Here is a 25894-nt window from a genome sequence, read left to right on the forward strand (position 1 = left end):
GGATAAAGGTGAAAATTGGAGTGCCGAAAGAAGTAAAAAATAATGAAAATCGCGTGGCTATTACTCCAGCTGGTGTTACAGCTTTAGTTAACGGTGGGCATGATGTATATATTGAAACACAGGCAGGAGAAGGCTCTGGATTCCATGATGAAGATTACACAAATGCAGGAGCTTCTATTGTAAATACTGCAAAAGAAGCATGGGATGCTAAAATGGTTATGAAAGTAAAAGAACCGATTTCAGAAGAATACGGATATTTTCGTGAAGGACTTATTTTGTTTACGTATTTACATTTGGCAGCTGAAGAAGCGTTAACGAAAGCATTGATTGATAAAAAGGTAGTGGGTATCGCTTATGAAACGGTACAGCTTCCAAATAAAAGCTTGCCTCTGTTAACGCCGATGAGCGAAGTTGCAGGAAGAATGTCTTCTCAAATTGGAGCTCAATTTTTAGAAAAAACCAAAGGTGGCAAAGGGATTTTGTTAAGTGGAGTGCCAGGCGTGCAAAGAGGAAAAGTAACAATTATTGGAGGAGGAGTAGCGGGAACCAACGCTGCTAAAATTGCGGTCGGATTAGGGGCTGATGTCACAATAATTGATTTAAACGCTGATCGCCTTCGCCAGCTGGATGATTTGTTTGGTAAAGAAGTGACAACATTAATGTCAAATCACTACAATATCGCACAATCTGTAAAAGAGTCAGATTTAGTGATAGGAGCGGTTCTCATACCGGGAGCTAAAGCGCCAAAGCTTGTAACCGAGGAAATGGTTCAAACGATGTCAAAAGGGTCAGTTGTGGTTGATATTGCCATTGACCAAGGCGGAATTTTTGAAACAACTGATCGTATTACTACTCACGATAACCCGACTTACTCGAAGCATGAGGTCTTGCATTATGCTGTTGCTAATATGCCAGGGGCTGTTCCCCGCACGTCGACCTTAGCGCTGACCAACGTAACGGTTCCTTATGCTTTGCAAATAGCAAATCAGGGATATAAAAAAGCGTGCTTAAAAAACCCTTCCCTTCTTCAAGGCATCAACACCCTAAATGGGTTTGTCACTTACGCGGCTGTTGCAGATGCACACGGTCTAACTTACGCTGATGCAACAACTTTATTAGAGCAAGCATAATAAGGCATGTTTTTGCGCAGTTTGTGATATGATAGCCGCGTATTCACTTGTTTTGTAACCAAAACAGACGGGTAGAATATAGAAAAGGTTAGTGTAAAAGGAGAGAATATATGATGCACGTTTCTTATCATGGACATTCTGTTGTTAAAATTGAAACAAAAGGAAAAACAATTTTAATTGACCCGTTTATCACTGGAAATGAATTAACAGATTTACATGCTGAAGATGTAAAAGCAGATGTGATTTTACTGACTCATGGCCATAATGATCATGTAGGCGACACGGTGGAAATTGCTAAGCGCAGCGGTGCACTTGTTGTGGCAGTAGCAGAATTAGCTACATATCTTAGCTGGCAAGGCTTAAACGTACATCCAATGAGCATAGGCGGAGCCTATACATTTGATTTTGGTACGGTAAAATTGACACAAGCTTTCCACGGTTCAAGTTATACAGAAAATAATGAGAAAATTATTTATACAGGAATGCCGGCTGGTTTGCTTTTAACGATTGAAGGAAAGACAATTTATCATGCTGGAGATACGGCTTTATTTTCTGATTTAAAGTTAATTGGTCGCCATGAGCCTGACGTAGCATTTCTTCCAATTGGAGATAACTTTACAATGGGACCTGAAGATGCGGCTATCGCAGCGGAATGGGTGCAGGCAAAGCTTGTTGTGCCAATTCACTACAATACATTTCCTGTAATTAAGCAAGATCCTCATCAATTTGTTGAGTCTTTATCTGGTATTGAAGGAAAAGTATTGAAAGTTGGAGAAGGATTGGATCTTTAATCATAAATAAAGGCTGGGACAAAACGATTTCAGTTAAAGTTAAAAAAGAACGAGTGATTGATAATATCGATCACTCGTTCTTTTTTTATTGTTAAGGTGAACGTAGGTTTCACATTTGTTCATCTTTAGATTGAATCGATGCAGTTATGTCTTAATCTCTTTTTATTTGCAAAGAAACGTTCTGCTTTTTTTACTTTCCCGCATACGATAGTAATAATAAGGAGGGAGAGTTATGGAAAAAAATCGAGTTATTTTATCGCTTTTACTATGCGGAGTGATGCTTTACTATGCAATGCCGCACTTAGTGTTAACAACTGCGAGTTTGCAAGGGATTTTTAGTATAAGCTGGCTTACCTTTGCTCTTTTTGTAGCCGGAGGCAATTTGTCATCACTACTTTATGCACCGCGCCGTAAAAAGACAGGTATTCAAAAAAATAGTGCGAGAAAGCCTTTGCGTCAAAGAGGTTAGATTGAATCCATTTCACTTCCCCCGTATAATAAAAGAAAAGACATATGAAACGTAAAAACGTTTTAGAAGGGTGAAGTACACGTGGCGACAAAACATGAGCAAATTTTACAGTATATCGATTCGCTTCCAATTGGTGAAAAAATTTCAGTGCGCCAAATTGCCAAAGAACTGACTGTCAGTGAAGGCACGGCGTACCGAGCAATAAAAGATGCGGAAAATAAAGGATATGTTTCAACGATTGAACGAGTAGGGACTATTCGAATTGAACGAAAGAAGAAAGAAAACATTGAAAAGCTCACGTTTGCCGAAGTAGTAAACATTGTAGATGGACAAGTGCTGGGCGGACGTGAAGGTTTGCATAAAACGTTAAATAAGTTTGTTATTGGAGCGATGAAGCTTGATGCTATGATGAGGTATACCGAGGCCGGAAACCTTCTTATCGTAGGGAATCGAGTAAACGCTCATGAATTAGCCCTTGAAGCAGGCGCAGCCGTTTTAATTACGGGCGGCTTTGATACGGAAGAATGGGTTAAGAAGCTTGCGGATGATCTTAAGCTTCCTATTATTTCAACGAGCTATGATACATTTACAGTTGCAACGATGATTAATCGGGCTATCTATGATCAGTTGATAAAAAAAGAAATTGTGCTTGTCGAGGATATTTTAACACCCGTCTCTGAAGCGGTTAGCTTGCAGTTAACCGATACGATTGAAAAATGGCACGAATGTAACGATCAAACGCACCACAGTCGTTTTCCTGTAGTAGATCAGCATATGAAAGTTCATGGAATGGTTACCTCAAAAGATGTTATTGGATATGATCTTTCCACTTCGATTGAAAAAGTGATGACGAAAAATCCGATGACCGTTCACGGGAAAACATCGGTCGCTTCTTCCGCTCATATGATGGTATGGGAAGGGATTGAAGTGCTGCCTGTAGTGGACGATTACCACCGACTAGAAGGCATTATCAGCCGTCAAGATGTCTTAAAAGCGCTGCAAATGATTCAGCGTCAACCACAGGTAGGAGAAACCATTGATGACATTGTAACGAATCAATTTATGGACGTACAAGAGACAAAGGAAGCACCTGTCTATCGCTGTGAAGTAACGCCACAAATGACAAATTATATGGGAACTATTTCATACGGAGTTTTTACTACTATTGTGACGGAAGCTGCCAATCGTGTTCTGCGCTTATATAAAAAAGGTGATTTGGTTATTGAAAACATTACCGTTTATTTTATTAAACCGGTTCAAATTGAAAGTGTAATTGAAATTCGCCCTAAGCTATTAGAACTTGGTCGGAAGTTTGCTAAATTAGATGTAGAAGTCTACAACGCCGGAGTTGTAGTAGGAAAAGCGATGATGATGGCTCAGTTATTGGACAGAGTATAAAAAAAGAAGCTGGGACAAAAGTATGTTAGACGAAGTGAAAAACGAACCATTTATCAACCATGTTGATGAGTGGTTCGTTTTTTTTGTTAGGGTAAACGTAGGTTTCACCTGTTGAGATTCTTCTAGCCATTGATTGGAGGGCAAGACGAAGACTCCCGCGGAAAGCGAAGTCTTGCACGGAAATCAACGGCGGTGTCTCAAGCGGTTCAGCTCATGTCTCCCATTTGTTCGTCTTTAGATTGGATTCCTCTCGTTATGCCTCAGCCTTTTTTACATTTGATCTGCTTCTTTTATTGCATAAGGCTGATAGTACTTATAAGCTTTGACACCTGCTATTATGCTACCTGAACCGAATAATACAAATAATATGCCGATGATAAGCGAAAGGTTTGTTTCGTAAATAAACCATTGATTGATCCCAAAAAATAATACAAAAGAGCCAAGACAAATACTCGACTTAGCGGAAATCCACTTTCGTTCCATTGGGCGTTTTGAACGTACGTATTTTACTTTTAAATACATGTAGAAAACAAAGGACACAACGATTAAAATCATAAAAAATGGCACAGACGCCCCTCCAGTCCGGTGTATTTCTATCCGTAATGTTCCTAGATGCTAGTAATGCGTAGTGTTGAAAGTGTTTACAATAGTATCTATTATTTTACAGGTCAATAACAGAAAATTCTACTATTGATTGATTCTTCTTTTAAAAAGGAGAAGAGATATGATTTAATAAAGATTATGGATACAGCGCTGTGGAAATATAAGTGCATGTGGTACGTACATAAAACAAGAACAGTATTGACAGGAGAGAGAAAATGAAAGCACAAATATTAGAAGCTATTAAGCAGTTTGACACCATCATTATTCACAGGCACATTCGTCCAGATCCAGATGCATACGGATCTCAGTGCGGATTAGCGGAATTGTTAAAAACATCTTTTCCGGAGAAGAAGGTATACGTAACGGGAGAAGAAGCGGAGTCGTTAAAATTTTTATACCGTATGGATGATATCGCCGATGACACCTATGAAGATGCGCTTGTCATCGTTTGTGATACGGCGAATGAAGCGCGTGTATCAGATCAGCGCTACGCAAGTGGAAAAATGATCATTAAAATCGATCACCATCCGAATCAAACTCCTTACGGTGATTTACTTTGGATTGAGACGTCTGCTTCTTCAACAAGTGAAATGATTTATGAATTTTACTTGGAAGGAAAAGAAAAGGGGTTAGCTCTTAATGATGAAGGAGCAAAGTTAATTTTCACTGGTATTGTCGGTGATACGGGCCGATTTTTATTTCCAAATACAAAGCCGAAAACGTTTTGCTATGCAAGTGAATTGATTCAATATGGCTTCAATTTTAAGGATGTATATGATCAGCTATACAAAACAAAAGAAAACGTCGCTCACTTACATGGATATGTGCTGCAAAACTTCACGATGTCTCCAGCGGGAGTTGCTCACATGAAAATTCCGAATGAAATTCTTCGCAAATATGATGTGACACCTGCTGATGCCTCTCAGCTAGTCGGCTCGTTAGGACAAATTGATGGAGTGAAAACGTGGGTATTTTTTGTAGAAGAAGAAAATCAGATTCGGGTCCGCCTGCGTTCAAAAGAGCTTGTGATTAATACAATTGCTAGAAAATACAACGGAGGAGGCCATCCTCTTGCGTCCGGCGCTTCCATTGACTCATGGGAAGAAGTAGAGCCTTTACTACTTGATTTAGAAGAGCTCTGCAGTCAGGAGTAATCTGTAAAATAAGCCGTTGATTTTAAATCAGCGGCTTTTTATAGTACTTTTTCCATCTTTTTAATTCGAACTTCAATCGAAAGCGTTGTATAAAAATAAATTTGATGAACTTCAACTTCATAAATCGTTTTATCGAATTCGTATTTTTTGTTTTCAATTGCTTTTTTTAAGATATCCCTGCTTCGATACGCACTTTCAATATCTTGGGCAATTAAGTGCTGCGCTTCTTCGTCGACGCTTTTTTGAATATTGTATTCCACCACAGAGTTTACTTTATAACGATGGCCGTTCACTAATTTTACTTTCACATTTTGAATAATCAAATGCTGCTTCATTTCCTTGTTTAATGCTTTTACATCTTCTTGCCATGCGCTAATTTGCAAATTTGCTTTTTTTAGCTTATCATTAGCAATTCGAATCTCCTCTAGCTCTCTATCTCTTGAAACGCCGTAAATTGTTAAAAACACTCCCCAGCTGACAATTGCTCCAATGACAATACCGGCAAAAAAACGCTGCCAGTCGGAGCGCTTGAACATTCGCTCGCTGGGTACTCTCATACAAAGTGCTCCTGCGTTAACCACTTGATGATCAGAGCCCCGGTCTGAGCTCCTCCCATAGCGGATAGAATTAAAAGAATTTGTTTGAATACATCTTTTGTTGCTCCTTCAAAGAGTCCTCGCTCAAAGCTGTAAAACGTATCAAATGTTCCTCCGATGGCTCCGACAATTGCCCAGATTTTTAAGCTATTGCTGAGGGTATGCATAACGTACAGGGGAGATTTTCCAATTAAGAACCCCGCAAATGCTCCGATTAATGAACCGCCTAAAATAATACCTAATGAAGTAAAGTAACTCCAAATGAAAAGAGACATAAAAGGCTCTTTTGTCATGACGCGTCCTCCTTTACTATTTTATTGATAACTCATGCTTCCTACATATATATGGACAAACGTTCAGAGTTATGTAATTTGTCTACGCCCTCAACAAAATTTATAATGAGAATAAAGAATTAAAGAAAGGTGGGAAGTCCTGTGCCTTTTGTTCACTTACAGCTTCAAAGTTCTTATAGCTTACTAAGCAGTTCCGTTCGTATTCATGAACTTGTAGAAACAGCTAAAAAAATGAACTATGAAGCGATTGCTTTGACCGATGAAAATGTAATGTACGGAGTCATTCCTTTTTATAAAGCCTGCGTGAAAGCGGGGATTAAGCCGATTATTGGGCTTACACTATCAATTTTGGAACATGAAGAAAGCGAGCAAGCGTATCCTTTAGTTTTGCTAGCAGAAAATGATAAAGGCTATGAAAATCTATTAAAACTAAGCAGTTTAGTTCAAACAAAGGAAAAACACGGTGTAAAGAAAAAATGGCTCCAGCATTATAGCAGCGGGCTGATTGCTATTACACCTGGCGTAAGGGGAGAAGTAGAAACTCTGCTAGCAGAAAACAAACTTCAAGATGCAAAGCGAGTGCTTCAATTCTTTAAAAAAGTATATTCTCAGTCTTTGTATATATCTATACAGCGCCACGGACAGGATGAAGCTTTGATAAATCAGCAGTTAACGGAGCTTGCTGCTGAAGAAAATGTCCCGCTCGTAGCAACGAATCAAGTGAAATATTTAAAAAAAGAAGATCGGGACGCATATGATTGCTTAGCGGCTATTCGAGACGGAGAGAAATTACATAGCGGTGAACAGGTGCAAGAAGAAAGCAGCGAGTACTATTTCAAATCACCTCATGAAATGGAAGTTCTCTTTCATGATCAGCATTTTTTAATAGAAGAAAGTATAAAAATCGCAAGACGATGCGAGCTTAAAATTTCTCTAGGCGTCATGTCTATTCCAAAATACCCTGTTCCTCCGTCCGTTACATCATCAACCTACTTACGCACTCTTTGCGAGAAAGGACTGCAAGAAAGAGTTCAAGTGATCACGGAACAATACCAGAAACGCTTAGATTATGAGCTGAACATTATTGAAAGTATGCGCTTTAGCGATTACTTCCTTATCGTGTGGGATTTTATGAATTATGCTCATGAACATGGTATTTTAACAGGTCCAGGTCGTGGCTCAGCGGCGGGCTCACTAGTTTCATACGCCTTACGAATTACAAATGTTGATCCAATTCAGCATCAGCTTCTCTTTGAGCGCTTTTTAAATCCTGAACGTATTTCGATGCCTGATATTGATATCGATTTTCCTGATAATAAACGGGATCAAGTCATTCAGTATGTGGCTCAAAAATATGGAGCGCTGCATGTAGCTCAAATTATTACATTTGGAACATTAGCGGCTAAAGCAGCCGTACGTGATGTAGGAAGAGTGATGGGATTTGATCAAGAGGCGTTAAATAAAATGTCTAAAGCGATTCCAACTAAACCAGGTACAACGTTAAAAAGCGCTCTTCGTGATTCAAGAGTTCTTCAAACTTATTTAGCAGAAAATGAAGCCAGAAAGCAATGGTATAACATTGCCATGAAGATAGAAGGACTGCCAAGGCATACTTCCACACACGCAGCAGGCGTTGTGATCAGTGAGAAGCCGCTGACGCAATCTATAGCTGTACAAGAAGGACATGATGATGTATATCTGACTCAATATCCAATGGAAGCTCTGCAAGACGTTGGGCTTTTGAAAATGGACTTCTTAGGTTTGCGTAACTTAACCATTTTAGATCACATTTTAAAGAAAATTGAGCGGGACATGAACCAAAAGCTGTCACTGTCTCGTATTCCATTTAACGATCAGAAAACTTTTGAACTGCTGAGCAAAGGAGATACGACAGGGATTTTTCAGCTAGAGTCAGATGGAATGAGAAGGGTTCTTCAGCAATTAAAACCTACAGAGCTAGAAGATATTGTAGCAGTTAACGCGCTGTATAGACCCGGTCCGATGGAAAATATTCCAACTTATATTAAGCGCAAGCACGGAGTGGAGAGCGTCATATATGACCATCCCACGCTTCAAGGCATTTTACAATCCACCCATGGCGTTATCGTGTATCAGGAGCAAATTATGCAGATTGCTTCAAAGATGGCCGGTTTTTCTCTTGGAGAAGCAGATTTATTGAGAAGAGCAGTTAGTAAAAAAGAACGATCCGTGCTTGATCGTGAACGAGCACATTTTGTTCAAGGAAGCGAGAAGAAAGGATATAACCTATCCGTTGCTAATCGGGTCTATGACCTTATTGTGCGCTTTGCTGATTATGGCTTCAACCGGAGCCATGCCGTTGCTTACAGTATGGTGGCCTATCAGTTAGCTTATTTAAAAACACATTATCCGCTACAGTTCTTTTCAGCGTTGTTAACGAGCGTTATTGGAAACGAAGGGAAAATTGCTCAATATATTAATGAACTCAAAAGAAAAAAAATACAAGTTCTCCCACCTTCTATTAACAAGAGCATGTATTCGTTTAATGTAGAAGGTGAAAGAATAAGATATAGCCTTGCAGCGATTAAACATATTGGTGCGGCAGCTATGCAGGAAATAACAGAAGAGAGAAAGAAAAAAAGATTTGAAGACTTATTTGATTTTTGTGCACGTGTTTCACCAAAAGCCGTGAATAAAAAAGCGCTTGAAGCTTTGATTTTGTCCGGAGGCTTTGATGAATTTGGAGAAAATCGAGCAACTTTATTAGCAACCATTGATGTAGCATTTGAACATGCAAGCTTGGTGCTCCCTGATGATGACTTTGGATTTGGAGCTGAATTTTCGTTAAAGCCTAAATATATGGAAAAAGAGGAACTGAAAATAGAAGATCGGCTTCAGTATGAAAAAGATATGCTAGGTTTTTATTTATCAAGCCACCCTGCTTCTCAGTATGAAGCACTGAATTCCTTTTATTCTGTTGTTTCTCTTCACGATATGAAAGAACACGCTTCAGGAAAAGCGGTCTCTCTTTTAGTATTTGTGTTGGAAATTCGCGTCATTCGCACGAAAAAAGGAGAGCAAATGGCCTTTTTGCGCATTACGGATGAAAGTGGAGAAGGAGAAGTTGTTGCGTTTCCCCGCGTATTTGAGCAGAATCGTCTGCTGTTTGAACAAGGTAAGGTTTTACTGATACATGGAAAGATAGATGAAAGAAATGGGCAGCAGCAAATTGTTTGTCAACGTGCTGAAGCTGCTAGCGAAGCGGTTCAAAAATTACCGTCAGAAGAATTGTACTTACGTATAGAAACAAAGCAAGGTACGGAAAAGCTGCTTCATACTATTTATCAGCATTTTCAGTCTCATAGAGGGAAAATCCCCGTGAAAATTTATTATGAGGCAGAACGTCAATTGGTCAAGCTTCCTGTTCACTATTCTGTTGAACGAAGCGATGAGTTGATCAAAACGTTAAAAGCAATGCTTGGAGAGAAGCACGTTGTGTTCAAGAAGATATAGTCTTTACAGATTTCATGTGATGTTATATGGTAAAATAGTTAAAAAAGTGGTCTGACCACCGTTTTTTTATAAAATATACGAATTAGATGCGTTTTTCTTGAAATGAAATGCAATTGGATTTATAACATCATATGAGTGTGGGAAAGAACATGGTTCAGGCGCAGTATTTGTTATCATTTTGTTTATTGGGAGTGAAATTCATTGTCTTTACGTGAAGAAGCATTGCATATGCACCGCATTAACAAAGGTAAACTAGAATCAAAGTCCAAAATTCCTGTTCGAAACGCAGAGGATTTAAGCCTTGCTTATTCCCCTGGTGTAGCAGAACCTTGCAAAGAAATATATGATGATGTAAACAATGTATATGAATATACGATGAAAGGAAATATGGTAGCTGTTGTATCTGATGGCACTGCCGTATTGGGCTTGGGCAATATAGGCCCTGAAGCTGCTCTGCCAGTAATGGAAGGGAAAGCTGTCCTTTTTAAAAGTTTTGCCGGCGTAGATGCATTCCCAATTTGTTTAAACACGACAGATGTGGACAAAATTATAGAAACTGTTAAATTGCTAGAACCAACTTTTGGAGGCGTTAATTTAGAAGATATTGCGGCTCCTAACTGTTTTGAAATTGAAGAGCGGTTGAAAAAGGAAACAAATATCCCGGTTTTTCATGATGATCAGCATGGGACGGCTATTGTTACGGTAGCGGGTCTTCTTAATGCCCTGAAGCTGACAGGAAGAAAAATGTCACAAATCAAAGTAGTAGCGAATGGAGCAGGAGCTGCTGGCATTGCTATTATTAAATTATTATACAGCTATGGAGTGCGCGATATTATTATGTGTGATTCCAAAGGAACGATTTATGACAAGCGTCCTCACGGCATGAACCGTATAAAAGATGAAGTTGCAGCCTATACAAATCGAAGCAAAGTAGAAGGTACGTTAGCCGATGCGTTAGAAGAAGCTGATGTATTTATTGGAGTTTCGGTTGAAGGAGCACTCACATCGGAAATGATTGGAAAGATGAATCCAGACCCAATCATTTTTGCAATGGCAAATCCAGTGCCTGAAATTATGCCAGAAGAAGCTAAAAAAGCTGGCGCGAAAGTAATCGGCACCGGACGTTCAGATTTTCCTAATCAAGTGAACAATGTCTTAGCGTTTCCGGGGATATTCCGAGGTGCACTGGATGTGCGTGCTACTCATATTAATGAAAAAATGAAAATGGCTGCAGTTGAGGCCATTGCTAATTTAATTACGGAAGAGGACTTGAATACAGACTATGTGATTCCAGGGCCATTTGATGCACGAGTGGCTCCGGCAGTAGCCGCAGCTGTTGCAAAAGCAGCTATGGAAACAGGCGTTGCCCGAATAAAAGTAAAGCCAGAAGCCGTAGCTGAAAATACACGCCGTTTAGCGATTATTGAATAAGGTTACATCAACTGTTCTTTGACAGGCATGATGCTTCAAGCATGCCTGTTAAAGTAATGTAAAGTGAGTGGTAATAAACTTGAAGAATGAACGTTCAAAAGTATATGTAGAAATTCTAAAACAAATTCGCCAGCTAATGGAAGATGATCGTTTAACTACGGGTGATAAAATCCCGTCAGAACGAGAGCTTTCTGAACGGTTAGGCGCAGGACGTTCTTCCGTTCGAGAAGCGCTCAGAGCGTTAGAGCTAATTGGATTGATTGAAACTAGAAGAGGTGAAGGTACGTTTATTAAAGAAGTGGGAGATCATCAATTTATTGATTTATTAGCTACTTTTTTAATACAAGACGGCAAAACAAAGTCAGACTTAATTCAGACGAGATATATTCTGGAAAAAAGCTGTTTGTTTTCTGTTTTAGCGGAACAGAACAAAATCAATGTTTCAAAAGTAATTCAAAAGCAGAATGACGATCGCTTAAAGAACTTGTTTGACTATTTGTTTTCTTTGCAGGCTAATCGGCTATTGCACCGAATTTGGCTGATTATTTGCCGTTTTTCTCAAACCTTTCAACAAAACTCAGCGCCAAGCGACACTCTTATAAATGAATTAGTAGAGGCGCTCGTTAAAAAAGATGAAGCAGCTGTATTAAATCTTCACCATCAGTGCTACAAACAAGTGTGAAAGAAGGAATTTGTCGAAAGAGACATGCCATCTTTCTACACAAAATCAAACCGTCATCTAGTAAAGTAAATAGCAACTAATAAAGTGAAGCGAATAATTCATCCAATTTTTTCTTATATGTCGCTTGTTTTTGCGTTTGAGACGGGCTTTCATAACGTGTAAAGTAGAAGAAGAGGAAGAAGAAAGGTTCTTATGTTAAAGAAAAGAACCAAAAGGAGGTTACACCTTGTTACGAGATTTATTTACAAAAAACACAAAAACTCCAAAAAAACGAAAATATGCTACGATTCCTTCTGAGCATATGAGACAAGATGTACCTGAAGGGATTATGACCAAGTGTAAAAAGTGTAAGAAAATCATGTATACAAAAGAGTTAAATAAAAACTTAAAAGTATGCTTAAACTGTGGATATCACCATCAAATGACAGCACCAGAGCGTATTGAAAGCTTGATTGACAGCGGTACGTTTGTTGAATACGACAAAGATATGACGTCAGAAAATCCTCTTGGATTCCCGGACTATCTTGAAAAGCTCGAAAAAGATCGTGAGAAAACTAATTTAAGTGAAGCGATTGTTACGGGTGAAGGAGATATTGAAGGAATTAAAGTAGTGGTTGCTGTTATGGATTCACACTTCCGTATGGGAAGCATGGGTTCTGTAGTAGGTGAGAAAATTACTCGCGCCATTGAAAAAGCAAAGGAAATGCATGTCCCATTCCTTATTTTTACAGCTTCAGGCGGTGCACGTATGCAAGAAGGTGTTCTGAGCTTGATGCAAATGGCTAAAACTAGCGCAGCCCTTAAAATGTTCAGTGACGAAGGCGGCTTAATCATTTCGATCATGACACATCCTACTACAGGAGGAGTGTCAGCAAGCTTTGCTTCGCTAGGCGATTATAATTTAGCCGAGCCGGGCGCGTTAATTGGCTTTGCTGGAAGACGTATTATTGAACAAACAATTAGAGAAGAGCTTCCAGAAGATTTTCAGACGTCTGAATTTCTGTTGAAGCATGGTCAATTAGATGGAGTTATTGACCGTCACGATTTAAAAGACACGTTAACAACTATTTTAGATATACACGTAGCAGGAGGTGACATCGAGTGGTAAGTGAATTAGAGTTTGAACGTCCAATTGTTGAGTTACGCGACAAGATTGCAGAACTGAAAGAGTTTGCTAAAAATACAGAAGTGGATTTATCTAGCGAAATTGATAAGTTGGAAAAGCGCTTAGAAAAAGTAGAAAACGATATTTACAATCATCTAAGCCCGTGGAACCGTGTTCAAATTGCGCGTCATCCTGAGCGTCCTACAACACTCGATTATATTACTCGCTTGTTTACAAACTTTTTAGAGTGTCATGGAGATCGCTTTTATGGAGATGATGAAGCAATCGTAGGAGGAATTGCCAAGTTTAATGGCGTGCCTGTTACCGTGATTGGACATCAGAGAGGTAAAGATACGAAAGAAAATATTCGTCGTAATTTTGGTATGCCTCATCCTGAAGGCTACCGTAAAGCACTGCGTCTAATGAAGCAAGCGGAGAAATTTAACCGCCCAATTATTTGCTTTATTGATACAAAAGGAGCTTATCCAGGAAAAGCGGCAGAAGAACGCGGACAAAGCGAAGCTATTGCGAAAAATCTTTTCGAAATGGCTGGCTTAACTGTACCTGTTATTTGTATTGTCATTGGAGAAGGAGGAAGCGGAGGAGCCTTGGCATTAGGTTTAGGAAATCACCTTCATATGCTTGAGAACTCGACGTATTCAGTTATTTCTCCAGAAGGAGCGGCTGCCATTCTTTGGAAAGATTCTTCTCTTGCGAAAAAAGCTGCTGAAACGATGAAGATTACAGCACCAGATTTGAAAGAACTGGGTATTGTAGATGAAATGGTTTCAGAGGTAAAAGGCGGAGCTCATCGAGATATCGATGCACAAGCTGGATACATGGAAAGCATTATTAAGAAGTCATTAAAAGAACTGATGAATTTATCAAAAGAAGAGCTAGTGGAAGAGCGTTATTTAAAATACAAAAAAATCGGACAATTTGCAGCTGAAAACGATGCCATTACTATAAAATAAAGAAACGTGCACTCTTGAAAAATAAGGGTGCGCGTTTTTGTGCGGTTTGTATAGCCCTTCTCTATTGTGTTTACAAGTTCTTCGTGGTATTTTATAGACAGCAAAAACCTTTAAATAAAAGTAGAAAAAGAGTGTTTTTAAAAAAATTCCTATGGTTATTAGCAGCTGTGCGAGCGTTTGTCTTTTCTCTAAAACGTGAGATATATAAGACAAATCAGGCAGCAAGTATTGCTGTATGAATTGCAGGGAATAGTAAAACAAGAAGCAAACGATGAAGAAATTCATCGTTAAAGTGCTGTGTATTTGTTTGCTATTTGATTCAGCGCTATGTAGGTATTTCATAAGTTACACGTAAAGCAAGGTGAACAGGTTAAGGCAACAAAATATTTGTTCACAGCCTGCTTGTAAAAGGTTAGTAAAGGAAATAGCTGTTTGCTCTACCTAAAGAGTAAATAGTAAATATATAGGAGGAAATTTGAATGCGTAAAACTAAAATTGTATGTACTATTGGACCAGCGAGTGAAAGTGTAGAAAAATTAGTTGAACTAATTAACTCAGGCTTAAACGTTTGTCGCCTAAACTTCTCTCACGGTGACTTTGAAGAGCATGGTGCACGTATCGTTAACATTCGTGAAGCTGCGAAACAAACAGGTAAAACAGTAGGTATCTTACTTGATACAAAAGGACCTGAAATTCGTACAAACACAATGGAAAATGGTGCAATTGAGTTAGAAGAAGGCGCTGAAATCATTGTTTCTATGACAGAAGTAGTGGGAACAACTGAAAAATTCTCAATTACATATCCAGGTCTAATTGATGACGTACACGTAGGATCAAAAATCCTTTTAGATGACGGTTTAATCGGTCTTGAAGTACTAGATGTCAATAAAACTGATGGTGAAATCAAAACGAAAGTACTTAACCCTGGTACATTAAAAAATAAAAAAGGTGTAAACGTGCCAAACGTAAGTGTAAACCTTCCTGGTATCACTGAAAAAGATGCAAACGATATTGTATTTGGTATCGAACAAGGCATTGATTTTATCGCTGCTTCTTTTGTGCGTCGTGCATCTGATGTATTAGAAATTCGTGAACTACTAGAAAAACACAATGCAGCTCACATTCAAATCATCTCAAAAATCGAAAACCAAGAAGGCGTAGATAACATCAAAGAAATCCTTGAAGTTTCAGACGGCTTAATGGTTGCTCGTGGTGACTTAGGAGTAGAAATTCCTGCTGAAGAAGTACCATTAGTACAAAAAGATCTAATCAAACAATGTAATGCACTTGGCAAACCAGTTATTACAGCTACACAAATGCTTGATTCAATGCAACGCAACCCGCGCCCGACTCGTGCGGAAGCAAGTGACGTTGCCAATGCTATTTTTGATGGTACAGATGCAATTATGTTATCTGGTGAAACAGCTGCGGGTTCTTACCCAGTTGAAGCTGTACAAACAATGCATTCAATCGCTTCTCGTGCTGAGCAAGCTCTAAACTACTCTGAGATTTTACAACAGCGCAGCAAACAAGTTGGCCCATCTATTACAGATGCAATCGGACAATCTGTTGTACACACAGCGCTTAACTTAAACGCTAGTGCAATCGTAGCGCCAACAGAAAGTGGTTATACAGCGAAAATCGTTTCTAAATATCGTCCGCAATCTCCAATCGTAGCTGTTGCAGCAAACGATTCTGTTGCACGTCGTCTTTCTCTAGTATGGGGTGTTACACCAGTTGTTGGTGAGCGCGTAAGTACAATTGACGATATGTTAGATCACGCTGTAAATGACGCAGTAAAAACAGGCGTTGTAGCACACGGTGATTTAGTTGTTATTACTGCTGGTGTTCCAGTTGGAGAATCAGGTGCAACGAACTTAATGAAAGTTCAAGTTGTAGGTGACGTTCTGGCTAAAGGACAAGGAATTGGTCGTAAAGCAGCAGTTGGTAAAGTAGTTATTGCTAAAACTGCTGAAGAAGCAAATGCAAAAATGACTGAAGGTGCTATCCTTGTTACAAACAGCACAGATCGCGATATGATCAGTGCAATCGAAAAAGCAGGGGCTCTTATTACGGAAGAAGGCGGTCTAACAAGCCATGCAGCTGTAGTAGGATTAAACTTAAGCATTCCTGTCATTGTAGGTGTAGAAAACGCAACAAGCGTATTCTCAGAAGATCAAGATATTACAGTTGATGCTTCACGTGGTGTTGTATACAACGGACACGCAAGCGTACTGTAAGAAACACGTAGATGATTGAAAAAAAGAGAAGGGGAAATCCTTCTCTTTTTGTTTAGGCAATTCAATAAGCGAAGAGGTGATGATGGTGAGGAAGCTTCTTCCGCTCCTTCTTATTGTACCTGCTGTTGAGGTAATGATTTTGATTTATTCAAGTCATCTCATTGGTGTAATGTCAACATTTTTACTGATTATTGCTACCAGTTTTATTGGTGCGTTTCTAGCGAAAAAACAAGGAACATCTCTTTTTCAAAAAGCACAGCGTCAGATGAGCCAAGGACATGTTCCAAGCGGTGAAATCCTTGATGGTATGTGTGTACTATTTGGCGGTTTGTTTCTACTGTTTCCAGGCTTCTTGACAGATGTTGTAGGCTTTATCTTTTTGCTGCCGTTTACACGCAAAATCGTCAAGCCTTTTCTTTTAACGTGGCTAAGAAGATTTTTTCAAGGGCGTAATCGAATGACGATTATACGTTAACTAGAAAGTGTGTGAAAGAAGCTTCTTTCACACACTTTTTCATTTTCCTATAATAAACTGCCACGTTTCTTTAAAAACTCCCGTTGTATGAAGTGTTTTTAGAATAACAAGAATAACAGGGCCAACTATTAATCCAAAAAATCCAATCAATTGATATCCTACAAATAAAGCAATTAATGTAGCAAGAGGGTCAAGACCAATGCTCGATGACAGAATCTTGGGCTCCATAATTTGTCGCTGCACAAGTACTACAGCATATAGTACCGAAAGTCCTACAGCAAATGACACATTATCTGTTGCAAACGCATAAATCATCCAGGGAACAAAAACCAGTCCTGTTCCGAGGTAAGGAAGAATATCTACTAAGCCGATTAATAAAGCGACTGTAATAGCATAATCAACCTTAAGAACAAGTAAACCAAAAAGAACGATGATGGTGGTAATCGAAATAAGCGTAAGCTGAGCTTTAATAAAACCAAACAGTGCATTTTTAAGCTCCATAACAACTGTCTGTCCATTTTCTCTTACTTTTTTAGGAATAAACACGCTGCCTTTAGCCATCAGCTTGTACCAATCTTTACTAATAAAAAAAGTAGCCAGCAATGAAAAAATAATCACAGTAGCTGCATTAGGCAATACGGATAAAAATACTGGGATGCTTTGCAATACATTTTGCAGAAAATCGCCCACCGTTTGAGCGATATGGTTGCCTACCCCTTTAATGTTCGATAAAATAGTTGCTTGCTGACCGGTATTTAAGTTATTAAACATAGAAGTAATGCGTTCATAAAACGGAAGTATTTGTTCTGTAGCAATATTTTCAATAAATATGACCACTTCTTTGAAATTTGTGGGAACAACTTTCGCTAAATACGTACTTCCTGCAATAATTTCTGTGATAAGTAACGTAATAAGTCCAGCCAAAAGAGAGAAGATAAGAACCATTGACAGTAAAACAGCTAAGTAGCGTGGTAAGCGCAGCTTTAATTCAAATAGATTAACCATAGGATTTATAAAAAAAGCGATGCAGCAGGCGATAATAAATGGATAGAGGAGAGAAGAGACATAATAACTAAGAAATACAGCTGCTGCAATAATTACCAACACACAAGCTAAGCGAAATAGGCGATGTAAATGAAGCTTGTACACAATAAATAGAGGCCTCCTTGTAAACGATAGTCAACAAAAGAAAAAGCTACTCATAAAATAGTTACGTAATACGCTTTAGAATTATCACAATAAAAAAAGAAAGGATGAGTAAAATGTTTTCACAACCGATGCTTTTTTTAGCTGTTTTACTCGTAATTGGATTAGTGGCTAAAAATCAATCATTAATCATTGCAGTTGCATTTTTACTTATTTTAAAATTAATCGGGTTAGACAGTAAGGTTTTTCCTTTTCTACAATCAAAAGGAATTAATATTGGGGTAACGGTGATTACAATTGCCGTTCTTGTGCCAATTGCAACAGGAGACATAGGGTTTAAACAATTAGGAGAAGCTGTGAAATCTTCTTATGCCTGGATTGCTCTAGGAGCCGGCATTGCTGTAGCAATTATTGCCAAATATGGGCTTACGCTCTTGGAAGATGATCCGCATATTACGACCGCTTTAGTTTTTGGCACAATTCTTGCTGTGGCGCTGTTTCAAGGGGTAGCAGTAGGTCCGTTAATCGGTGCTGGAATTGCTTATTTATTTATGAAATTAACTGAACTTTTTTCGTAGAAATTTTTGTATAATAATAATTTTTTTAAAATTTCTTCTCTCTTTTGATTCACAAAAGTCAGATAATTGTTTATAATATATTTTGAGGCCGCATCTTTTTACATACAATTGTATGTTTTACCTATAGGGCTGTAACAAAGCAATGACACATGCAGATGTTTTAATTTTGTGTGTTATTGAAACAAATGGAAATGTAAGCATTTTCTTTACGTGGGGTGAAGGAATGTTCTTCCAAGATATATATTCAAAAGAGGCGCTTCGTATATCATTTAATGTCTAGTTGAGCAGAAGCTCAATTTTGTTTTTCACGTTTTACACAGAAAGGTATGGGGAATTTTTTCTGTAAAGGAGTGGAGATTTATGACAGCAACTCGAGGTCTAGAAGGGGTAGTCGCTACAACGTCAGCAGTAAGTTCAATTATTGATGACACTTTAACATATCAAGGCTACAATATTGATGATTTAGCGAATTATGCAACATTTGAAGAAGTGGTGTATTTACTATGGCACGGAAAATTACCTAATAAAGAAGAATTATCTGTGTTTTCTAGATTACTAGCAGAAAACGCTAAATTACCCCAAGAAGTCTTAAATCATTTCAAAACTTATCCAATTCAAGATGTTCATCCAATGGCAGCTTTAAGAACAGTCGTATCACTATTGGGGTTGTACGATCCTGAAGCTGATTTAATGGATGAAGAAGCAAATTATCGCAAAGCTGTTCGTTTGCAAGCACAATTACCAACAGTGGTGACGGCTTTTTCAAGAGTTCGCAACGGATTAGAGCCAATTGAGCCAAACGAAAATTATAGCATTGCCGCTAACTTTTTATATATGTTAACCGGCGAAGAGCCAACTGATATCCAAGTAGAAGCGTTTGATAAAGCACTTGTCTTACACGCTGACCATGAGCTAAATGCTTCAACTTTTACAGCGCGTGTCTGTGTGGCAACGTTATCCGATATTTATTCAGGGATTACAGCCGCTATTGGGGCGTTAAAGGGTCCTCTTCACGGGGGAGCGAATGAAGCTGTTATGAAAATGTTGTCTGACATTCAAACAGTTGAAAACGCAGAACCTTACATTCGCGAAAAGCTCGCGAAAAAAGAAAAGATTATGGGATTTGGACATCGTGTGTATCAGCAGGGTGATCCTCGTGCCAAGCACTTGAAAGAAATGTCTGAAAAACTTACAAAACAAGCAGGAGATACAACGCTATACGATATGTCAGTGAAAATTGAGGAAATCGTAACAGGCGAGAAAAAGCTTCCGCCAAACGTTGATTTCTATTCAGCTTCTGTATACCACAGCTTAGGTATTGATCACGATTTATTTACTCCGATTTTTGCCGTAAGCCGCGTATCAGGATGGATTGCTCACATTTTAGAGCAGTATTCAAACAATCGTTTGATTCGTCCAAGAGCTGATTATATCGGTCCTGGAAAACAAACGTACATTCCGCTTGAAGAGCGCAGCTAAACAATGTGACGAAGGTGCTCACGTTCGTTGAGCACTTTTCCATAAGTGAAAGTAGACAATTTTTTAAGGAGGTCATTCTCATGACAAAAGGTGAACAAATTTCTGTAGCAAACGGCGTTTTAAACGTACCAAATAACCCAATTATTCCATTTATCGAAGGTGACGGAATTGGTCCGGATATCTGGGCAGCAGCTTCCCGCGTATTAGAAGCAGCAGTTGCAAAAGCATACAGTGGTGAAAAAGAAATCGTTTGGAAAGAAGTATTAGCAGGTGAAAAAGCATTTAATCAAACTGGCGAATGGTTACCGGAAGAAACGTTAGATGCAATTCGCGAATACATAATTGCAATCAAAGGACCATTAACGACACCAGTAGGCGGTGGAATTCGTTCTCTAAACGTGGCATTGCGTCAAGAATTAGACTTATTCACATGCTTACGTCCTGTTCGCTACTTTGACGGCGTACCTTCTCCAATTAAGCGCCCAGAAGATACAGATATGGTTATCTTCCGTGAAAATACTGAAGATATTTATGCTGGTATTGAATATGCGAAGGGTTCTGAAGAAGTACAAAAACTTGTTTCATTCCTACAAACGGAATTAGGCGTAAATAAAATCCGTTTCCCTGAAACTTCTGGATTAGGTATTAAGCCTATTTCTTCTGAAGGAACAGAGCGTCTTGTGCGTGCAGCAATCAACTATGCGATTGAACAGGGCCGCAAGTCTGTTACGCTTGTACACAAAGGTAACATTATGAAATATACAGAAGGCGCATTTAAAAATTGGGGCTATGAGCTAGCTGAAAAAGAATTCGGCGATAAAGTATTTACTTGGGCTCAATATGACCGCATCGTTGAAAAAGAAGGTGCACAAGCTGCAAACAAAGCACAAGCAGAAGCGGAAGCAGCAGGAAAAATTATTGTAAAAGATTCTATTGCAGATATCTTCTTACAACAAATTTTAACTCGTCCACGTGAATTCGATGTAGTAGCAACAATGAACTTAAATGGAGATTACATTTCAGATGCATTAGCAGCACAAGTTGGCGGTATCGGAATTGCTCCAGGAGCAAACATCAACTATGAAACTGGACATGCTATCTTTGAAGCAACTCACGGTACAGCACCTAAATATGCTGGTTTAGATAAAGTAAACCCATCTTCTGTATTATTATCAGGTGTGTTAATGCTTGAACACCTTGGCTGGAATGAAGCAGCGGATTTAATCATGAAATCAATGGAAAAAACAATTGCTTCAAAAGTAGTAACATATGATTTCGCACGTTTAATGGACGGCGCAACAGAAGTGAAGTGTTCAGAGTTTGCTGATGAATTAATTAGCAATCTAGGAAAACAAGTAACAGTTTAATAGCTATTCATTTAGGGGAGGAATTATAATGGCAAATATGCGTAAAAAAGTATCTGTTATCGGAGCGGGCTTTACGGGAGCTACAACTGCTTTTTTAATTGGTCAAAAAGAATTAGCTGATGTTGTATTAGTTGATATTCCGCAATTAGAAAATCCAGCTAAAGGTAAAGCGCTGGATATGTTAGAAGCAAGTCCTGTACAAGGCTTTGACGCTAACATTACAGGAACAGCCAACTACGAAGACACAGCTGATTCTGACATTGTCATTATTACAGCTGGTATCGCGCGTAAGCCAGGTATGAGTCGCGATGATTTAGTCACAACGAACCAAAAAATTATGAAGTCTGTTACTCAAGAAGTTGTTAAATACTCGCCAAACTGTCACATTATCGTGTTAACAAACCCGGTAGATGCTATGACGTACACAGTATTTAAAGAATCTGGTTTTCCTAAAAACCGCGTAATCGGTCAATCAGGCGTATTAGATTCTGCACGTTTCCGTACGTTCGTAGCGCAGGAGTTAAACATTTCAGTGAAAGATATCACAGGTTTTGTACTTGGTGGACATGGCGACGATATGGTACCTCTTGTACGCTACTCATATGCTGGCGGTATTCCTCTTGAAACGCTTATTCCAAAAGCGCGTCTTGAAGCAATTGTTGAAAGAACACGCAAAGGCGGCGGCGAGATCGTTAACTTATTAGGCAACGGAAGTGCGTACTACGCTCCTGCTGCTTCTTTAGTGGAAATGACAGAAGCGATCTTAAAAGATCAGCGTCGTATTTTACCAGCGATTGCTTACCTAGAGGGTGAATATGGTTATAACGGCATCTACTTAGGTGTTCCGACCGTATTAGGAGCTGCAGGAATTGAGCAAGTAATTGAATTAGAACTTACTGATTCTGAAAAAGCTGCGTTAGATCAATCAGCAAAATCAGTCAAAACTGTCATGGGTGTATTAGCTTAATACAATAAAGTAGGTTTGAGTATAGGTTTTTATAGATATTCAAACAATAGTCACAAGGAAAATTCGAGGGAAACCTCGAATTTTTCTTGTATATAAAGAAAAACTATTACTTTATACAAAAGGTGGAATGATGATGGTATTAGGTAAAAAACAAAAAATAGGTCGAAGTATTGAAGATATAAAAGTTGGAGAAAAATTAACGCTAACTGAACGAATTGAAGATAAAGATATCTTATTGTACTTAGGGCTGACAAATGATTCTAACCCTTTATACATTCAGCATGATTATGCATCTCAGACACCTTTTAAGAAACCTATTGTGCCAAGCATTATGATTACCGGTATTATGACAGCAGCCATTTCAAAGTACTTGCCCGGACCTGGAAGCCATGTTGCAGAACATACGGTTGCCTTTCCCAAAAAAATTCATCATTATAGTACGATTGAATTTTTATTTGAAGTCACAGAGGTAGATGTTTCTTCTAAAACTGTTACGATTGAAGTAGAAGCGGTCAATGAACAAAAAGAGAGTGTAGTAACGGCTCGGTTTCTTGTGTATCCGCCGCTTAGACTTCCATCAGTAGAGACACATGACTTTGAAAATTTTTAAAACGCCCTAAATATTGATAAATATAGAAGAAGCTCTTTAGCCATATTTTCTGAAAATGTTGAAATGTATTGGAGAACGAGGCTAAAACATTGTATGATAAGAGAAGATAAATAGAAAATAATATCATTTGGGTGAAGCTGCGGTTTAATTTAACTAGATGGAGGCTTATATCGTTAATATGAGTAAGAAATTATTAGTCGTAGATGATGAACAATCAATTTCAACATTATTACAATATAATTTACAACAAGCTGGCTTTACAGTAGAAACAGCTGAAGACGGGGAAGAAGGATACAACAAGGCATTAGAAGGAAAACCTGATTTAATTGTGTTAGACTTGATGCTTCCTAAAATGGATGGAATTGAAGTTTGTAAAAAGCTTCGTCAGCAAAAAGTGATGACGCCTATTTTAATGTTAACTGCAAAAGACGATGAGTTTGACAAGGTATTAGGGCTAGAACTTGGCGCAGATGACTACATGACGAAACCATTTAGTCCTCGAGAAGTAGTAGCCCGTGTAAAAGCCATTTTACGCAGAACACAAATTATTGCTCAGGAAAATGAACAGGAGGAAGATGGCGAACGCATCATGATTGGTGATTTAAAAATTCTTCCAGATCATTATGAGGCCTACTTTAATCAAGAGCAGCTTGAGCTTACTCCGAAAGAATTCGAGTTATTATTATATTTGGCAAAATACAAAGGACGGGTATTAACTCGTGATCAGCTGCTGAGTGCAGTGTGGAATTATGATTTTGCCGGAGATACGCGAATTGTAGATGTGCACATCAGCCATCTGCGTGAGAAAATTGAACATAATACGCGAAAACCGGTTTATATAAAAACGATTAGAGGATTAGGATATAAGCTGGAGGAACCAAAGGTAGATGAATAAATTTCGTTCAAGGCTACTTTTGGCTCTATTAGTACTTATTATTATTGTATTAGTAGGTCTTGGCCTGCTGCTGGGGCAGTTGTTTAAAAACTTTTATTTTCAAACGTTTCAAGAGCGAATGGAAAAAGAAGCAAAGCTTGTGGAAATGTACATTAGTGAAGAAGGCATCACAAGTCCTGCTTTAAAATCTAAAGTTGATCAAATCAGTCATTCGCTAAGTGTACGAACGACTGTCGTTCAAAAAGATGGAAAAATATTAGTTGACTCAAATCCAGGTAGCAAGCAGCAAAGAATCGAAAAAAGTATTGTAATCCAACAAGTATTAAAAAAGCAGTTAAACAGCAAAAAAAGCTTTGATCAAATTAAAGAAGATTACGACTTATATTACTATGGTATCCCGCTTATTATAGAAGGTAAGCAAGAGGGATTTGTTGTTTTGAGTACATCGTTTGATTCATTAAAACAAGTAAATCAGCAAATCTGGGGGCTTCTTATTGGAAGCTTAGGTCTAGCTTTGATTGTGATTTTACTCTTAGGTGTAAAGATTATGGGGCGCTATACCCGTCCTATTGAATCGGCAACCAAGGTGGCTATGGAACTTGCAAAAGGGAATTATAAAGCTCGTACATATGAAGATTATGTAGATGAAACAGGGATGCTGAGTCAGTCTATTAACGCACTTGCTCGTAATCTGCAAGAGTCTATCACTAATCAAGAAATGCAGCAGGACAGGCTGCGCACCCTAATTGAAAATATGGGAAGCGGTATGCTTCTTATCGATAGTCGAGGCTATATAAACTTAGTGAACCGAGCTTATAAAGAGCAGTTTCATATACATCCGGACGACTTCCTTTATCACTTGTATTATGAGGTATTTGAGCACAAAGAAATCATTAAACTTGTGGAAAAAATATTTATGACCGAAGTAAAGGTTCGAAAACAAGTCGTTTTGCCTTTAAATATTGAACGAAGATATTTTGATGTTTATGGAGCGCCGATTATTGGCTTAAACGATGAATGGAAAGGCATTGTGCTTGTTTTCCATGATATTACCGAGCTGAAAAAACTAGAACAAGTGCGCCGTGACTTTGTAGCGAATGTGTCTCATGAACTAAAAACGCCTATTACGTCCATTAAAGGGTTTAGTGAGACATTGTTAGACGGTGCCATGGAAGATCCAAAGCTGCGAGAGCAGTTTCTATCTATTATTCTAACGGAAAGCCAGCGCATGGAGAGCTTGATTCAAGATCTTTTGGATTTATCTAAAGTTGAACAGCAAGGTTTTAAACTAAGCATTCATTCAGTAGATTTGAATACCCTTCTCTATGAGGTCATAACAGTGCTATCGAACCGAGCGAATGAAAAAGAAATCACTCTAACGTTAGATACGCTTCCTGAAGAAGCGTGGATTGATGGTGACAGTCAGCGCCTTATGCAAGTGTTCGTTAACTTAATTGGCAATGCACTCATGTATACAATGCCTGGAGGAACCGTTCACGTTTCGCTTGAAGAGGAAGAAGAAACGATTACGGTTCATGTTCAAGATACAGGTATCGGTATTGATTCTGATGAAATTTCACGTATTTTTGAGCGTTTTTACAGAGTAGATAAAGCAAGAAGCCGCAATTCCGGAGGAACAGGTCTTGGATTAGCAATTGTTAAACATCTTGTTGAAGCTCATAAAGGGGAAATTGAAGTGAAAAGTGAAGTCAATAAAGGGACAACTTTTTCGGTGAAGCTGCACAAGTATTTGCCGCAGATGTAAAATGTTTACGTTCCTTTTACAATTTATTTAATGTAGCTTAATAATTAATTGATACAATTTTTCATGGAAACCCCTTCATCCAAGGAGCCAATATGTAAGGCGAAAATAGCTTTAACCGTGCTATTTTCGCCGATTCTTTTTGACAATTTCTATCCATTCACATGCTACACCGCCTAAAATAACCAGGCGGTGTTTTTTATTTTATGATGTATAGATCTTATCACCATATGAAAATAAAACGTTGAATTCAAGAG

Annotated in this window: 23 protein-coding genes; 19 read left to right on the forward strand and 4 right to left on the reverse strand. The window is 38.5% G+C overall.

What is annotated here, in order from left to right; translation table 11 throughout:
* Nucleotides 1-8 precede the first annotated feature (8 nt).
* The 4 genes from ald (at nt 9) to ACNHOZ_RS00690 (ending at nt 3788) form a co-directional block, all read left to right on the forward strand.
* Nucleotides 9-1130, forward strand: coding sequence for an alanine dehydrogenase (gene ald, locus ACNHOZ_RS00675; protein WP_048019689.1), 1122 nt, complete (start codon nt 9-11; stop codon nt 1128-1130).
* A 113-nt stretch (nt 1131-1243) separates the two neighbouring features.
* Nucleotides 1244-1921, forward strand: a complete 678-nt coding sequence (locus tag ACNHOZ_RS00680; protein ID WP_033579823.1) for a metal-dependent hydrolase — start codon at nt 1244-1246, stop codon at nt 1919-1921.
* Nucleotides 1922-2153: 232 nt separating this feature from the next.
* Complete coding sequence (locus tag ACNHOZ_RS00685) at nt 2154-2390, forward strand: hypothetical protein (RefSeq protein WP_033579613.1); 237 nt, start codon at nt 2154-2156, stop codon at nt 2388-2390.
* 81 nt (nt 2391-2471) lie between these two features.
* Nucleotides 2472-3788 (forward strand): CBS domain-containing protein, encoded by a 1317-nt coding sequence (locus ACNHOZ_RS00690; protein WP_028411790.1) that lies wholly within the window; start codon nt 2472-2474, stop codon nt 3786-3788.
* Between the two features lie 270 nt (nt 3789-4058).
* On the opposite strand, the gene ACNHOZ_RS00695 is transcribed toward ACNHOZ_RS00690, so the two are convergent.
* Nucleotides 4059-4355 carry a YtpI family protein gene (locus tag ACNHOZ_RS00695; RefSeq protein ID WP_028411789.1) on the reverse strand — a complete coding sequence of 99 codons (297 nt, stop codon included), beginning with the start codon at nt 4353-4355 and terminating at the stop codon, nt 4059-4061.
* Nucleotides 4356-4606: 251 nt separating this feature from the next.
* Here ACNHOZ_RS00695 and ACNHOZ_RS00700 point away from each other — a divergent pair, with 251 nt between their 5' ends.
* Nucleotides 4607-5545, forward strand: coding sequence for a DHH family phosphoesterase (locus ACNHOZ_RS00700; protein WP_048019690.1), 939 nt, complete (start codon nt 4607-4609; stop codon nt 5543-5545).
* Between the two features lie 38 nt (nt 5546-5583).
* Here ACNHOZ_RS00700 and ytrI read toward each other — a convergent pair whose 3' ends face one another.
* Nucleotides 5584-6102: a sporulation membrane protein YtrI gene (gene ytrI / locus ACNHOZ_RS00705; protein ID WP_014458035.1), complete on the reverse strand. Its 519-nt coding sequence runs from the start codon at nt 6100-6102 to the stop codon at nt 5584-5586.
* Nucleotides 6099-6434, reverse strand: coding sequence for a YtrH family sporulation protein (locus ACNHOZ_RS00710; protein ID WP_013059455.1), 336 nt, complete (start codon nt 6432-6434; stop codon nt 6099-6101). Before ACNHOZ_RS00710 ends, ytrI begins: the two co-directional genes overlap by 4 nt.
* 141 nt (nt 6435-6575) lie before the next feature.
* Here ACNHOZ_RS00710 and dnaE point away from each other — a divergent pair, with 141 nt between their 5' ends.
* The 7 genes from dnaE to ACNHOZ_RS00745 all read left to right on the forward strand — a co-directional run bounded on the left by dnaE (nt 6576) and on the right by ACNHOZ_RS00745 (nt 16833).
* Nucleotides 6576-9926: a DNA polymerase III subunit alpha gene (dnaE, locus tag ACNHOZ_RS00715; RefSeq protein WP_048019691.1), complete on the forward strand. Its 3351-nt coding sequence runs from the start codon at nt 6576-6578 to the stop codon at nt 9924-9926.
* A gap of 201 nt (nt 9927-10127) precedes the next feature.
* Nucleotides 10128-11357 carry an NAD(P)-dependent malic enzyme gene (locus ACNHOZ_RS00720; RefSeq protein WP_028411786.1) on the forward strand — a complete coding sequence of 410 codons (1230 nt, stop codon included), beginning with the start codon at nt 10128-10130 and terminating at the stop codon, nt 11355-11357.
* 79 nt (nt 11358-11436) lie between these two features.
* Complete coding sequence (locus tag ACNHOZ_RS00725) at nt 11437-12039, forward strand: FadR/GntR family transcriptional regulator (protein WP_047749768.1); 603 nt, start codon at nt 11437-11439, stop codon at nt 12037-12039.
* A 226-nt stretch (nt 12040-12265) separates the two neighbouring features.
* Nucleotides 12266-13147 carry an acetyl-CoA carboxylase, carboxyltransferase subunit beta gene (gene accD, locus ACNHOZ_RS00730; protein WP_028411784.1) on the forward strand — a complete coding sequence of 294 codons (882 nt, stop codon included), beginning with the start codon at nt 12266-12268 and terminating at the stop codon, nt 13145-13147.
* Nucleotides 13141-14118 carry an acetyl-CoA carboxylase carboxyl transferase subunit alpha gene (accA, locus tag ACNHOZ_RS00735; RefSeq protein ID WP_047749772.1) on the forward strand — a complete coding sequence of 326 codons (978 nt, stop codon included), beginning with the start codon at nt 13141-13143 and terminating at the stop codon, nt 14116-14118. The genes accD and accA overlap by 7 nt, the downstream gene beginning before the upstream one ends.
* A gap of 479 nt (nt 14119-14597) precedes the next feature.
* Complete coding sequence (pyk, locus tag ACNHOZ_RS00740; RefSeq protein WP_045291184.1) at nt 14598-16358, forward strand: pyruvate kinase; 1761 nt, start codon at nt 14598-14600, stop codon at nt 16356-16358.
* Nucleotides 16359-16440: 82 nt separating this feature from the next.
* A complete protein-coding gene (locus ACNHOZ_RS00745; RefSeq protein ID WP_033579618.1) occupies nt 16441-16833 on the forward strand; it encodes an FxsA family protein in 393 nt (130 codons plus the stop codon).
* A 39-nt stretch (nt 16834-16872) separates the two neighbouring features.
* Here ACNHOZ_RS00745 and ytvI read toward each other — a convergent pair whose 3' ends face one another.
* Nucleotides 16873-17982, reverse strand: coding sequence for a sporulation integral membrane protein YtvI (gene ytvI, locus ACNHOZ_RS00750; protein ID WP_048019692.1), 1110 nt, complete (start codon nt 17980-17982; stop codon nt 16873-16875).
* A 113-nt stretch (nt 17983-18095) separates the two neighbouring features.
* Here ytvI and ACNHOZ_RS00755 point away from each other — a divergent pair, with 113 nt between their 5' ends.
* From ACNHOZ_RS00755 to pnpS, 7 genes are all read left to right on the forward strand, one after another.
* Nucleotides 18096-18557, forward strand: coding sequence for a DUF441 domain-containing protein (locus tag ACNHOZ_RS00755; RefSeq protein ID WP_033579620.1), 462 nt, complete (start codon nt 18096-18098; stop codon nt 18555-18557).
* A gap of 360 nt (nt 18558-18917) precedes the next feature.
* The gene (gene citZ / locus ACNHOZ_RS00760) at nt 18918-20036 is read left to right on the forward strand and encodes a citrate synthase (protein WP_033579621.1); all 1119 of its coding nucleotides are present in this window, start codon (nt 18918-18920) and stop codon (nt 20034-20036) included.
* A 74-nt stretch (nt 20037-20110) separates the two neighbouring features.
* A complete protein-coding gene (gene icd / locus ACNHOZ_RS00765) occupies nt 20111-21403 on the forward strand; it encodes an NADP-dependent isocitrate dehydrogenase (RefSeq protein ID WP_255906663.1) in 1293 nt (430 codons plus the stop codon).
* A 28-nt stretch (nt 21404-21431) separates the two neighbouring features.
* Nucleotides 21432-22370 (forward strand): malate dehydrogenase, encoded by a 939-nt coding sequence (mdh, locus tag ACNHOZ_RS00770; RefSeq protein WP_013059443.1) that lies wholly within the window; start codon nt 21432-21434, stop codon nt 22368-22370.
* Nucleotides 22371-22503: 133 nt separating this feature from the next.
* On the forward strand, nt 22504-22980 hold the full coding sequence (locus ACNHOZ_RS00775; protein ID WP_048019694.1) for a MaoC family dehydratase: 477 nt from the start codon (nt 22504-22506) through the stop codon (nt 22978-22980).
* Between the two features lie 178 nt (nt 22981-23158).
* Nucleotides 23159-23875, forward strand: a complete 717-nt coding sequence (locus ACNHOZ_RS00780) for a response regulator transcription factor (RefSeq protein ID WP_013085192.1) — start codon at nt 23159-23161, stop codon at nt 23873-23875.
* Complete coding sequence (gene pnpS, locus ACNHOZ_RS00785; RefSeq protein WP_028411777.1) at nt 23868-25640, forward strand: two-component system histidine kinase PnpS; 1773 nt, start codon at nt 23868-23870, stop codon at nt 25638-25640. The genes ACNHOZ_RS00780 and pnpS overlap by 8 nt, the downstream gene beginning before the upstream one ends.
* Nucleotides 25641-25894: the final 254 nt, after the last annotated feature.

This window comes from Priestia sp. D51 (genome assembly GCF_053345675.1).